Raw genomic sequence first — 12,853 nt, forward strand, 5'->3', positions numbered from 1 at the left:
CAATGGATACTAGTCCGTTGCGGAGAGAATTTTTTACAATTTCATCACTTAATAATATCTAAATTTAAAACTAATACAGATATTCAGTTATATAAATTAGTTAATTAATAGATACTATTAAATGATGAGATTTATATAAAACTGAATAAAGGATGTGTTGCCATGATAAGATATTACAAAACTATAGATTCAAAATTAGAGAAACTTAGTTTTTTTGAAGATGGCTGTTGGATAAATCTTGTTGAACCTAATCATAGTGAAATCAACGAAATTTCTAATTTATTAAATATAGATGTAGAAAGCATAGAATCTGCACTAGATGAAGAAGAGCGCTCAAGAATAGATGTTGAAGACAATCATACTCTTATACTTATAGATATACCAGTAGACGAAAGTGACTCTAATTCTTCTCATTATACTACAATACCCTTAGGTATTATAATAACTCAAGAAGCTATTATAACAGTTTGTAATGCACAAACTAAGATTTTAAATGACTTTATAGTTGGTCATATTAAAGATTTTTTTACATTTAAAAAAACTCGCTTCTTGCTTCAAATTCTTCATAAAAATGCAGCTTATTACTTGCATTACTTAAGAAAAATAAATAAAATGACAATCATAATAGAGCGAGAAATTTACAAATCTATGAAAAATAAAGAACTAGTACAACTATTGGAATTAGAAAAGTCTTTGGTATACTTCTCTACCTCTTTAAAGTCCAATGAATTGGTCTTAAACAAGATGGTTAGAACTGCTGGTATAAAGAAATATCCAGATGATGAAGACCTCTTAGAAGATGTTATAGTCGAAAATAGACAGGCTCTTGATATGGCTAAAATCTATGGAGATATATTGAGTAGAATTATGGATGCTTTCAGTGCAATTATAAGTAATAATCAAAATAATGTTATGCAATTTTTAACAGTAGTTACACTAATTTTCTCAATACCTACAATAATATCAGGATTCTTTGGTATGAATGTTATCAATATGCCATTTTCTGATAACCCAAATGGATTTTGGATAATTATGCTCATTACTTCTATAATATGCATAATAATTACATTTTTTATGTCAAGAAACAAGCTATTATAAAATATTAATAAGAAAAAGCCATTAGAGTTAATTAATTTACATTTACTCCAATGGCTTTTATTTAGTTTAAAAATACTCTTTTTATCAGGTTTTTTAATTATCATATTCTTCATCTATACTCATTTCAGTTTCAAGACCTTCCAACATTGAGTCTAAACTTTCTTTTATGTTCAATATATAAATTGGAACATACTCTTCTTCATCAAGTATTTCTTCCTGTAATTTAAATGGTGGAATTAATATTTCATCAAAGTTTATATTTAGTTTAGGGAAATCTTCTACTATTTCTCCACAGTTATCATATTCTTCATCTGCTAGAGAAATATACATATCTAAACTTTTTTTGTAGTAAAGTCCTGCAAGCATATATTCACACTTCTTACTCCCAAATTTAATACCTTCTTTATAATATTTTTCAGCTTCTGCATCATCATTTAATTTTAAATAAATTTGCCCTAAATTATATATTGATTCAACACAACCTTGTGCTCTAGCCTTCTCATACCAGTATTTGGAATTAACATAATCTTTGTAAAACATATCATAAATAAGTCCTACCATGTGTTGAGCATATATATTATTTTCATTAGCAGGTGTGTCAAGCATCATTTTAGATTCTTCTAGTTTTCCTTCTCTAAAATAAATTCTACCTAAATGTATACGCGCATTCATATGATTTTTACTACTTGCCATCTCAAAATACTTTCTAGCATTTTTTGTATTTCCTAAATTCTCATATATACATCCCAATCTATAGCTAGATTTGGTATCTCCATTTTCAGATGCTTTTTTATACCAACTTATAGCTTCTTCTATGTTATTTAAATCTTCATATATATTCCCTAATTTTATTTGACAAGATACATTATTTGGAATTCTAGAATAATATGAAACTGCTTTTTCTATATCTTGATTTTGATAATATAAGTCTCCAAGATTCTCAAGAGAACTTTTACATCCAACAGCTATAGCATCTTCATAGTACTTTATAGCATTTTCATAATCTTTTTCTTCAAAATATATACCTGCTAGATTGTTTTTAGCTTCTGTTATATCATCTTCTGCTGCCATTTTATAATAAGTCTTTGCTTTTTCTATCTCATTCTCTCTATTATATAAATTTGCAAGTCTATATTTAGAAAGTGTGTGATTTTTTTCTATTGCTTTTTCATAATAATAAATTGCATCTCCTAATTCTTCTTTTCTATCATATACATATGCAAGTCTATACTCAGATTTTACATCTTCTCTATCTGCGCTCTTTTTATAATATCTCTCTGCTTCTTCCAAATTATCATTGATTTCCATAATCATACCCAAGTTAAAACAACCTTTCATATGACCAGACTTATACAATTGCTTATATAGACTTACTGTAGATTTATTGTCCTTCTTCTTTCCATTTAGTATTGCTAGATTATACTTCGCATCATCATCTAAAAGTACAGAACCTTTTTTATAATATTCATATGCCTCATCTTCTTTTTCTAAAAATGTATACAATACTCCTAGATTAAAACAAGCCTTACCTAGATTATTATCTGCTGCTTCTTTTAACCACTTTTCGCATCTTATAAAATCTTTCATTTTAAAATGGCATACACCTAAATTATTTTGTGCTTGTAAATATCCTATAGTAGCTATTTTCTCATACCAGTATATAGCATACTCATATCCATCTAATCTATAATACATATTACCCAAATCAAATGCAGCATCTTCACTTCCATTCTTATATGCCATTGAATACCATTTTTCTGCTTCTTTAAATTGCTTTTTATTTTCATATATATTTCCCAAAGTATATTGAGATTTTACATAATTATCTAATGCTGCACTTTTATATAATTCTATTGCACTTTCTGTCTTTCCCATTTTTTCAAAAAGAGCTCCCTTAGTATGTATAACTTTGGGGTCACTAGATATATTTTTTATTTTTCTTATAGAAAATTTTGTGTTTTTCATTATTCGCTACCTACCCATTTTATAAAATATATTCTCTCAAACATTATTATACATTATAAACCATAATTAATGCTATAATATTGAATTTTTACCTTTTGTCACTATATTGTAATATTGAATTTTAAATTTTATAATCATTAGATTTTATTATTGAGTTGGTATATAATGTATATATAGGGGGGACATTTTATGAATTTCAGCAATATTTTTATTCAAGTTGCAGTTTTATTTATAATTATTTTAGTAGGATACTTTGTCAGAAAATTCAACTTATTAGATGAACACTGTACATCTAAACTTTCAAATTTGACAATGACTATTTTTTTACCATCTATGATAATTAGTTCTATGCAGATTAACTTTGATAATAAAATGATACAAAAAATACTACTATTATTATTTATATCCTTAGTTATGTATATAGTTTCTATTATAATTGCTTTTTTGTTAAAATACATTTTAAAATGTGAAGATACAAAAGACCTGGGGATATATCAGTATATAGTTGTTTTTTCAAATGTAGCTTTCATGGGTTATCCTGTAATTGAAGCAGTTCTAGGTCACGAGGCTATATTCTACACCGCTATTTTTAATCTACCATTTAACTTGTTTTCTTTTACTTTGGGAATTTACTTGTTATCTAAAGGTAGTAGCACTAAAGGATTTTCAATGAAATCACTTATAAGCCCTGCTACAATAGCAGTAGTTATTGGTTTATTTTTATTTATAACAGGTCTTAGATTACCTCAGTTTATAAATGATCCACTTAAGATGTTAGGAGATATGACTACACCAATATCTATGATTATTATTGGTAGTTTGCTTGCTAATTCTTCAGCAATAGATTGTTTTGTAAATAAAAGATTATATCTAGTTACTATTGTAAGATTATTAGTACTTCCTGTGATTATATACTTTATTCTAAAAGGGTGGGTTAATGATAAAATGATTTTAGCTATACCAGTAGTAATTTCTTCTATGCCTGCTGCTGCAAATACTGCTATATTTGCTAATCAATATGACTCTAATGTAACACTAGCCTCACAATGTGTATTTTTTACGACATTATTTTCAGTTATATCAATACCTTTTATAAGTATTTTTTTACTATCTTGATTTATTCTTTTATGTATTATATAATAATAGACTCAATAAATTACAAATATAAACAATTTATTATAGTGTATTGATGGAATTTTTTCCTAGATATTTGTCAATAATATCTATATGTATGATAGAATAGGAGGCTTAAATATGGATATAGATTTACTCTTTAAAATAGTATTTGCTATAGTTGCTATAGGCGTTTCTGTAAAAATTATAAAAACTGTTGCTAGTCTAGCTTTTAAGGTAGCTTTGATATTGCTAATAATTCTATTTGTATATAGAATGTTTTTATAAATTTTCGATAATAAAGTTTTTAAAATATAATAGAGAAGTAATATTAAATTATCTTTAATGAAAATTCTTTATTAATAGATAATCTATTCTACTTCTCTATTTTTATTGGAATGAGTTAAATTAAATCTTTATTATATCTTCCCATGATATAAACATCTTCAAATTTTCCATCTCTAATTACAGCATATTTTTTAGTTCCTTCTATTTCAAATCCCAGTTTTTTGTATAAGTTTAATCCCTTTTCATTGTCTACAATTACTTCTAACCCTACTCTCATCAACTTAATCCAATTGTCTGCTATGTCTAAAAGTTGTTCCATAAGCTTTTGACCTACTCCTATACCATGATACTTTTCATCAACAGTTATTCCTAGTTCTGCACTATGTCTTAATCTTGGAGATGGATTCACATGTAAACCAGCAAAACCTATTACATTTTTTTCTCCATCATTATCAATTTCAGCCACAAACATATAATCATTTTCACCTAGAGAATCTAGCATAGCTATAGTTCTATCCAGCCTATCACTCATTAATGCTAGTGTATTTCTCATAACATTATATGCTCTTCTCATTTCATTAATCGATTGTGCGTCTTCCCTTCTTACTGGTCTTATTACTATGTCTAATGCTTTACTCATACTGTATTCCCCCCTAAACATAACCCTCTTTTTAAATTAATACCTACAATCTTTATTTTATACTGTTTAAATCTATGTATGCTTCTATTTGAGGTATATATATCATATTATCCTTTATATGTGTACTTCCAAACTCTTTTAGTTCAGTGCCACCTTTATCTTTAGTTATTTTGTATTTAATTGATTCTTCTCCTTCGTTTACTTCAGCATGAAAAAACATCCCTTCATATTGTTTAAATCTAAAATTAAAATTATCTTTAGTAAGCCTTATTATCATAATATTTTTTACTCCTTATACAATTGTTATTTTTAATTATTATTAGTTATACATAAATTGTTTATTCATATGAATATTATAACTTATCATTTATTTAGTATAAAGTCATAAATATAAATAACTATACCTATTTTACAATCTAACTTTAATTGATATATAATATATTTATACAAATTAAAGTCTGCGAGGTGAAATATGAGTAAAAAAATAAAATATTTTTCTTTAATCCTTTTTCCTATTGCTTTGTTTTTAAATTTCATAGCAAGTAAAATTCCACATATTGTTGAAAAATATTATTCTCAAGCCATAGATAAAAAAGTTATACAGCTATTAAGTAAAGTTTCAGGAATATTTCCATTTTCTATCTACGAAATTACAATGTACATAATAGTTATATCTATTTTTTTATTTTTATGTTCTATTGTATTTACAATTTTCAAAAAGAATAGAAATTTAAAGACATTTTTAAAGAATTCTATTTTAAATATATTATCCATTTTATCAATAGTTTATTTTCTTTTTGTAGTACTTTGGGGTATAAACTACAATAGAGTTCCACTTGAGAACACCCTTATCAACCAATACAATTTAAAAAACAACAGTTCTGTCCAATCAAAGCAACATAGTACTAAAGAACTTTCTGAGTTATATAAATTTTTGGTAGCTAAAGCAAATGAAACTAGAAAACTTACACTACAAGATAAAAATGGTGTCGTAAAATCTAATACAGATTATAAAGGTGTCATAAATAGAGCTCAATTAGGATATGATAAAATTTCATATATTTTACCTAGTGTTAGTGGTAGTTACTCTAAGCCAAAGTATGTTATTTCATCACATCTTATGTGTTATACAGGAATAACTGGTATATACTTTCCCTTTACAGGTGAGGCAAATATTAATATTGCAATCCCTGACTTATATATTCCTTGTACAGTTGGTCATGAAATGGCACATCAGAGAGGATTTGCTAGTGAAGATGAAGCTAACTTTATAGGTTATCTTACTTCAATAAAACATCCTGATATTGATTTTAATTATTCTGGCTATATTTTGGCCTTAAATTATACTGCTTCTGCTTTAGGCAAAGTTGACTATAAGGCATATTCTGATATTTCTGCTGGTATTTCAGAGTCTGTTCGTAGGGATTTAAAAAATGAGAGTGAATTTTGGCAAAGATATGAAGGTAAAATCGATAAAATTTCCAATGGGTTTAATAATTCTTATTTAAAAGCTAATGGAATTGCTGAAGGAACTCAAAGTTATGGTAAAATGGTTGATTTATTGCTAACTTATTATGAATTATATCCATATAATTAAAAGTATTTATAGAGAATGGAAAAATAGATAAAAAATTGCTATTTTTATCTATTTTTCTACTATTTAATAGTTTATTTTTTATAAGTTCATTATTAAAAACAAACTATTTCTAAGTATTTACTACATGTATACTTATGATACAAGGAAGAATTATAGTATATATTCTTAAATAGGTTCTAAATTGAATAGCATTCATTATCTTTTTTATCCAATAAAAAAAGCACCTATCAAAAGTTGATACATGCCTATAATCTTATGTATATCTGTCTATGGTATATCTATCTATAAGATTCATTTTCACAATTAAAATACATCTGTAAAAATGTCTATTTCCATTGGAACAATAAGTATTTAGCTGGCTTAACACCAATTAAGTGTATACCTGATTTTATCTTATTAGTGTCAAATATTACTTACAGTAATTTTCTAACACATTAGTTGACACTGATTTTCCTTGAAAATCTTTCATCCAAGTCTCATATGATGAATTTTTCCATGCACTACCATCAGTAAATGTTACTTGCTTTACACATGATATAATATACTTCACATCATGCTTTCCAGTTGATTGGTTCCATTTATCAAACAATAAAGAAGCATCATTTTGATTCTTACCTGGAACTATTGCATTTTTCTTTGCATATTCTTTCTCTATTTGTTGCCATTCTTTCAGCCATTTTTCTACCCATGCCTTACCTTGTTGTTTTTCAAACATACTTATTATATCTTTTGGTGGTGATTGTTGCACTCTTCTATAAGTATGTGAGTATGCTTTCTTAGATACAGGAGATATACCTGCAACAATACCATAATCTACACCATCTGTACCAAATCCAACACTTCCTACCTCTCCATTTGTGGCTACATTTTGAGCATCCCAATATAGTTCAAGTGGTTTTCCGTTTTTGTCATATGCAAGACACACAATTTCATAATCTATGATTGCCTTTTTACTGTTATTCTTAACACTTATAACATTGCTAGGCCAATGATATGGACTATCATCAAACTGTATTTTGCTATTGTTTATGGCTAGTGGAAGATTTTTATTATTGGCAATACCTTTGCTATTTGAAATGTCTAAAACCTTCTGTGTTGAAGTACTTTCTGAATTTGTTAAGCATACACTTGTTTGTTCTGAATTGGTTGTATTAAGAGAAAAGGCCGTTGTCGTACCAGTAACCAATAAAGCAATAACCAAAATAGGCAATCTATATATTTTTTTATATCCCACAAGTTGCTCTCCTTTCTATTATTAATCTTTACTAAAACATTTTGTAAAATGCATTGATATTTGTGTTGACATAATACATCAATAGTTTTAGTAACTAAATATTACCATAATAGTAATTATATTTCAATACTACTGTTGTAATTTTCATTTTAGTAAATATAATTTTATTATAATAAATATAGAATGGATTTTGGTACTCACTTATATAATTGAATCATAATATATAAAACTTATTTAACAATATGATGTTAAAACAACAATATATATTTAAAAGATACTAAAAGATTTATTTACAAATACAATTCATTAAATATTGGAAACGGAGCTTTATAATCATTTAAATGATTATAGCTATTACAATAAGAATAAAGATGCTAAAATTCTATAAATAGACATAGAAATAAAAGGTATTTCTACTCAGAGTATATCAAGACATCATATGCCTCATTCACTATTAGCTAAAAGTTACTGATAAAGTTATGCATTTGACTCTTGAATGGTAAAATAGACCACCTGATATGATTTATCCAATTGTATTTTATAAATTCAATACATTATAAGACTAGAAGCGAAAGTAGAATAAATAAACAAATCAACATGTATAGCTATAGATATTAATTTAGAAAGTTTAAATATAAAAAAGGATTTTTAAAAGATTTTAAAAAATATAAAAATAAGACTATGCTTCTCACAGCCATAGCCTTACTAATAAATATTTCCAAGTTTAATTTAACTATCGTCTAATTTCACTATCCTTTAACAATTTATTATATTTGTTTTTATGAGTATACTAAGTAAATTATTTATAATATTAAATTTTCACAATTACTATTATTATTACCTATTATTTCTTCTTCAAATATATTAGAATTCATTAATTTTATTATACATACAAAATCGTTATCTTTATCTACAATATTTTCTAAATCATGTTTCAAACTCATAATTTTAGATGGAGTTATTTCTCCTCTAAAAACTGATTTTTGGAAATGTGAAAGATACTTTTTACATATTTTAAAAACTTTATTTACTCTTTTTTCTCCTACATCATAAACCACAAATACATAATTATAATTTAAATTACTTTTCTTTTTCATATATAATATATTACTTAAACTGAAAAACATATAAACTTTCAATAAATCAAAATGTTATAATTATTTTTCAGAACTTCCTCCTTTCATATTTTCAACTATCTCTGAGAATTTCTACTTTTAATTTGCACTATTATAATAGTATATTATGTATATTTAATAATAATATCACTATTATAATTCTAGTGTTATTACATTAAGGAATTTTATTTATTTTTAAAATTATAGACTATATTTTAAATTATAAGGAATAAATTCTTTTTGTTCCATTATACATTTTAATATTTTATAAGCATCTAGTTTTATACATGTTTTCAAACTTACCTTTCTTTTCAATTTTGGATGCTCTTTTACAGATTCTAACCTTTCTTCTAAGGAATTTATAAAAAGCTGTTTTCCTTCATCATTTAAAATACAATAATTCAATTTTTTATCAAAATGTTTTTCAACATTTATTTTTCTATTATTTACTAAATCAAATATAGTTTTAAATGTTACTGCATGTTTAAAATTTTCACTTAAGTCTAAGCTTAAAGAAAATCTACTTTCACTTGGTTCATGTAAGAAACTTACACTTTGATTTAGATGGGTATTATATATAGCAGTTACAGTTTTAGCATATAATATACTACTTCCAAATGATATCATAGCATTTAGGGGATTATCTGGTGGTCTCTTAACTCTTTTATTAAAAATAAATTCTTCTCTTAAAATATATTTAAAGGAAGAGTAAAATATTTGCCAAATATCTCCTTCAACTGATAATATTTCTTTTATATTATTCGATTTTTCTAATTTATTTAGAGAATCTTTTTTTAGATGTGATAATAATGGTTGTATTTCTGAATTTCCATGTTTATAATAATGTGATAATGTATTTATTGTATTAATCCTTATACCATTAACTATAGATTTTGCTATTTCTTCTCTTCTATTCTCAAAGGTTTTTACCTGAGCTACAGTTACCTTTCCACTTATCAAAAATTCTTTAGGATAAAAGGTTCCGCTATATCCACCATAGTAATTAAAAAAATGAACAACAATATTTGCTCTCGATAAAAAATCAAGTAATTTAGAATTTAATGATACTTCATTTAAACAAAATATTTCGCTAGTATTTTCTACTGGTATGTACACATTCTTTCCATTTTTTCTAAAGCATATTGAATTGTCTTTTCTTGAAAGCTCTCCCATTGAGCCAATATATTTTGTCTTTCCCAATAATGACACCTCCTTATATGTTGTTATCTAATTTTATATATAACAATACTCATAATAAGCGCATTTTTTACACCCTTTTTTTAAATCTGGATATGGTGCTTTATCCCTATTTATTAAATCGACAATGTCCTTTTCTATAGATACAAGCTGTTTTTCAGTTTCTTCTCTCAAATCTACAAAAACTATTTTTTTGTCGGTTTTGTTTTTTTCTATAAATTCAATTTTTCCTTTTCTAACAATTCCTTTTTCTTTTAATATTTTTAAGTATAAAAGAACTTGCCATTTGACAGCTTCTACATCAGCATCAGACTTTTTAATCTCTACTAAATATTCTTTTGTTAATTTATCTATCTTTATATTTTCAATTGCAATTTCTTTATGTTTTGAATTTTTTTCTTTTAGCTCATGAAGAATTCTACCTATTTTTACATCTTCACTATTTTCTTCTAGGTTTATTCTATTGCCAAGTAGCCAACATTGTCTTTTACAATGAAAATAGTAATTTATTAAAGTTCCTGTAAGCTTCATAATATCACCTATTTATTTGATTATTTATATATAAGTATATCATATATTGTCTTATTCAGAATATTAAAATTTATAATTTTACAATATAATTTACTATAAAATTATTTTTATTTAATTTAATATTGTATAATAATTTAAATACATCTCATGTTACTGTTTAACCAAAATATAAGGAGGGCTATGGTGCTGCCCTAAAAAATTTAAATACATCTCATGTTACTGTTTAACTATCACTTTTAGGTGTAGCAGGAACTAATTTTTTAGTATTTAAATACATCTCATGTTACTGTTTAACGTCATGTTACAAGGTTTAACACTACTTACAAATGAAATTTAAATACATCTCATGTTACTGTTTAACCTGGTTGTGGTAAAACATCTCAAACCATAATCCCTAATTTAAATACATCTCATGTTACTGTTTAACTTTTCTAACAAAGCAATCATTTGCAAAAGGTAAAAAAATTTAAATACATCTCATGTTACTGTTTAACGTAGATGGAATTACAAATGTTCCACCTGTTTTAGATATTTAAATACACCTCATGTTACTGTTTAACAAGAAACTTTAGTTGAACCAACTCTTTTTAACATATTTAAATACATCTCATGTTACTGTTTAACAGTTGTTTTTGAAAAAGAATTACAAGAAGTTATAAGATTTAAATACATCTCATGTTACTGTTTAACGTTTGTGAATGAAACTAGAATATTATAGACTTACTTATTTAAATACATCTCATGTTACTGTTTAACTATTTTGATGGTCGTTTGTTTCTTGCAAGTAATCACTCATTTAAATACATCTCATGTTACTGTTTAACAAGTTAAAAAAAGTTTTTTAACTGGCTCTTACAACTATTTAAATACATCTCATGTTACTGTTTAACAAAACAAATTATATCACTTTCAGAAGCCCTTTCTATATTTAAATACATCTCATGTTACTGTTTAACCTCAGCGCAGGGCTAAAAAGTAATGAATATGTTGATATTTAAATACATCTCATGTTACTGTTTAACAAGGCAAATGCAAGTTAATTTACTTTTGCCAATCTCATTTAAATACATCTCATGTTACTGTTTAACCTAGAAATATTTTTAGATTATTCAGAATTGTCTTATTTAAATACATCTCATGTTACTGTTTAACCAGAGAACACTGCAAGAGCCGACTAAACACTTGGATATTTAAATACATCTCATGTTACTGTTTAACTTGACAAAACAGTTAATGTAGTTGTTGCTTTCCAGTTGATTTAAATACATCTCATGTTACTGTTTAACTTAAAAAGAAAGTTGAGTACCATTTTAATCTTAAGTATTTAAATACATCTCATGTTACTGTTTAACAATTAGGAGTTTTTGGTTATGGACTCATGGAGTTAAATTTAAATACATCTCATGTTACTGTTTAACTAAAAAAAAATAAATAAAAAGGGGATGTTTTTATGTATTTAAATACATCTCATGTTACTGTTTAACTATGCCTCCAGTTACTGTTATTATTAATATAGAATTATTTAAATACATCTCATGTTACTGTTTAACACAGAAAAAAGGGAAATTTCTTTATGTAGATACTTTATTTAAATACATCTCATGTTACTGTTTAACTGAATTTTTTGAGGGTATATCTAATTTAGAAGATATATTTAAATACATCTCATGTTACTGTTTAACATGTTGTCTAGTACCAACATGAAGGGCTTAGAGTAGATTTAAATACATCTCATGTTACTGTTTAACCTATTGTAAATCCCGTATAATTAACTTATATATGTATTTAAATACATCTCATGTTACTGTTTAACCTTTCAAGACTAGTCAATAAGCGTTTCTTAGCGTCATTTAAATACATCTCATGTTACTGTTTAACTATATGGTATATCAAAGGCTAGAGAAAATTTTATTTATTTAAATACATCTCATTTTACTGTTTAACCCTTGAGGGGTGCGTTAGTGATTGGGGGTATTATTTATTTAAATACATCTCATGTTACTGTTTAACTTACAAGACTCTATCAGAAAAATTATACGAAAAAGATTTAAATACATCTCATGTTACTGTTTAAC

General features: G+C 25.7%; 11 protein-coding genes and 1 CRISPR repeat array (1 of these 12 only partly in view). Of the genes, 4 read left to right on the top strand and 7 right to left on the bottom strand.

Features of this window, described 5'->3' with window-relative positions; genetic code table 11:
• The first annotated feature begins 162 nt into the window (after nt 1–162).
• On the top strand, nt 163–1,098 hold the full coding sequence (locus tag IC758_RS11225) for a magnesium transporter CorA family protein (RefSeq protein WP_227434774.1): 936 nt from the start codon (nt 163–165) through the stop codon (nt 1,096–1,098).
• Nucleotides 1,099–1,191: 93 nt separating this feature from the next.
• Here the strand turns inward: IC758_RS11225 and IC758_RS11230 are convergent, their stop codons facing one another.
• Nucleotides 1,192–3,063, bottom strand: coding sequence for a tetratricopeptide repeat protein (locus IC758_RS11230; protein ID WP_227434775.1), 1,872 nt, complete (start codon nt 3,061–3,063; stop codon nt 1,192–1,194).
• A 189-nt stretch (nt 3,064–3,252) separates the two neighbouring features.
• On the opposite strand from IC758_RS11230, the gene IC758_RS11235 reads away from it, so the two are divergent.
• On the top strand, nt 3,253–4,179 hold the full coding sequence (locus tag IC758_RS11235) for an AEC family transporter (RefSeq protein ID WP_227482557.1): 927 nt from the start codon (nt 3,253–3,255) through the stop codon (nt 4,177–4,179).
• Between the two features lie 138 nt (nt 4,180–4,317).
• Nucleotides 4,318–4,464, top strand: coding sequence for a hypothetical protein (locus IC758_RS11240; RefSeq protein WP_227434777.1), 147 nt, complete (start codon nt 4,318–4,320; stop codon nt 4,462–4,464).
• 115 nt (nt 4,465–4,579) lie between these two features.
• Here the strand turns inward: IC758_RS11240 and IC758_RS11245 are convergent, their stop codons facing one another.
• Together IC758_RS11245 and IC758_RS11250 are read right to left on the bottom strand one after the other, a co-directional pair.
• Nucleotides 4,580–5,104, bottom strand: a complete 525-nt coding sequence (locus tag IC758_RS11245; RefSeq protein WP_227835460.1) for a GNAT family N-acetyltransferase — start codon at nt 5,102–5,104, stop codon at nt 4,580–4,582.
• A 52-nt stretch (nt 5,105–5,156) separates the two neighbouring features.
• Nucleotides 5,157–5,381, bottom strand: coding sequence for a hypothetical protein (locus IC758_RS11250; RefSeq protein ID WP_227860418.1), 225 nt, complete (start codon nt 5,379–5,381; stop codon nt 5,157–5,159).
• Between the two features lie 195 nt (nt 5,382–5,576).
• Here IC758_RS11250 and IC758_RS11255 point away from each other — a divergent pair, with 195 nt between their 5' ends.
• Nucleotides 5,577–6,701 (top strand): DUF3810 domain-containing protein, encoded by a 1,125-nt coding sequence (locus IC758_RS11255; RefSeq protein WP_227860419.1) that lies wholly within the window; start codon nt 5,577–5,579, stop codon nt 6,699–6,701.
• 409 nt (nt 6,702–7,110) lie between these two features.
• Here IC758_RS11255 and IC758_RS11260 read toward each other — a convergent pair whose 3' ends face one another.
• From IC758_RS11260 to cas4, 4 genes are all read right to left on the bottom strand, one after another.
• Complete coding sequence (locus IC758_RS11260; protein ID WP_227860420.1) at nt 7,111–7,935, bottom strand: DUF5780 domain-containing protein; 825 nt, start codon at nt 7,933–7,935, stop codon at nt 7,111–7,113.
• 803 nt (nt 7,936–8,738) lie between these two features.
• A complete protein-coding gene (gene cas2, locus IC758_RS11265; RefSeq protein WP_227835458.1) occupies nt 8,739–9,032 on the bottom strand; it encodes a CRISPR-associated endonuclease Cas2 in 294 nt (97 codons plus the stop codon).
• 219 nt (nt 9,033–9,251) lie between these two features.
• The gene (gene cas1b / locus IC758_RS11270) at nt 9,252–10,250 is read right to left on the bottom strand and encodes a type I-B CRISPR-associated endonuclease Cas1b (RefSeq protein WP_227860421.1); all 999 of its coding nucleotides are present in this window, start codon (nt 10,248–10,250) and stop codon (nt 9,252–9,254) included.
• 33 nt (nt 10,251–10,283) lie between these two features.
• The gene (cas4, locus tag IC758_RS11275) at nt 10,284–10,778 is read right to left on the bottom strand and encodes a CRISPR-associated protein Cas4 (RefSeq protein WP_227835456.1); all 495 of its coding nucleotides are present in this window, start codon (nt 10,776–10,778) and stop codon (nt 10,284–10,286) included.
• Between the two features lie 132 nt (nt 10,779–10,910).
• Nucleotides 10,911–12,853: a CRISPR direct-repeat array (repeat unit 30 nt; unit sequence ATTTAAATACATCTCATGTTACTGTTTAAC) (it continues 924 nt past the right edge of the window).

It is taken from the genome of Clostridioides sp. ES-W-0016-02 (genome assembly GCF_020641035.1).
GTDB lineage: Bacteria > Bacillota > Clostridia > Peptostreptococcales > Peptostreptococcaceae > Clostridioides.